Below are 1,274 nucleotides of genomic sequence, written 5' to 3' on the forward strand. Positions count from 1 at the left end.
GCTCCTTCCATGAGTCTGCCGGCTGTTCTTGAGACTCGTTTGCCCTGCTTTGCTCTCTTGGCGGCTCGCTTATCTTCAATATTGCAGATCATCAACCACAGTGTTTTAAGCGCTGATTCATCGTTGGTGAACTGCACCCTGTTGCGAGTAGCTTTACGCAGCTCATTGTTAAAAGATTCAATGGAATTCGTCGTATAGATGACCTTCCTGGCTGCTGGTGGGAACTGCAGAAACGGAACAAACCGCTCCCACGCGTCCTGCCAGACCTTGACTGAGCGGGGATACTTCTCACCCAGCTCGGAAGCCTCGAATTCCTCTAAGGCAGCACGTGCCGTCGGCTCGTCCGCAGCAGTATAAATCTTTTTCAACGCGGCTGAAACAGCCCGGCGATCCCCGTAGGCCACCCAACGGTTCGCGGCACGTATCAGGTGCACGATACAGGTTTGTACCATAGAGTTCGGCCAGGCTGCCTCTACTGCCTCGGGTAGGCCTTTCAGCCCGTCACAGCAAACAATAAAGACGTCTTTGACCCCACGGTTGGAAAGATTGGCGCATACCTGCGCCCAAAAGGAAGCGCCTTCTTCTTTGGCAATCCACAATCCCAAAATGTGCTTAATTCCGTCGAGGTCCACCCCGATTGCCATGTACGCGGACTTGTTGACTACTCGGCCAACATCGCGGACTTTAATACGTAGTGCATCCAGGAAAATGACCGGGTAGAACTCATCTAGCTGGCGGTTTTGCAGGACCATGACTTCATCCAAGACGGTGTCAGTAACCGCAGAAATCGTCTCATGGGAAATATCTACCCGCATCGCAGTTGCCATGTGGTGCTGGATATCCCTTATTGTCATTCCACCGGCGTACAAGTTGACGATCATGTCATCAACGTAAGTCAAGCGTCTCGATCCTTTAGGAACCATGGTCGGCAAGAATGTTCCGGCCCGATCGCGTGGGACATCAACAGTTACCGGACCGTAGTTAGAATCCACGGTTTTCGAGTAGGTGCCGTTACGGTAATTGTCTGTCCCAGCTGCAGCTTTGCCACTCCTATCACCAGACTCGTAGCCAAGGTGGGCATCCATTTCAGCATTCAAACCTCTGGCGATTGAGGCTTGCAGCATGTCCCGAACCAGGTCATTGGCATCCGTTGTGGACGTGCCTAGGTCATCAATTAGTTTCGCGATTTCAGGGTTAGCAAGCAGCTTCTTTTCAATCGCATCAATCTTGGTTTTATCGGCCGGATCTCGTCTTGTCACAGTAGTCATTCTGGT

The 1,274-nt window shown here is 51.9% G+C and carries 1 protein-coding gene; it reads right to left on the minus strand.

All coding sequences use genetic code 11. The features are described 5' to 3' along the window. Positions 1-1,268, minus strand: a 1,268-nt coding sequence (locus tag QP970_RS11560; RefSeq protein ID WP_284772362.1) for an IS256 family transposase, incomplete at its 3' end; no start/stop codon positions are given. Positions 1,269-1,274 lie beyond the last annotated feature (6 nt).

The sequence above is a fragment of the Corynebacterium sp. MSK073 genome, assembly GCF_030232085.1.
Classification (GTDB): Bacteria; Actinomycetota; Actinomycetes; order Mycobacteriales; family Mycobacteriaceae; genus Corynebacterium.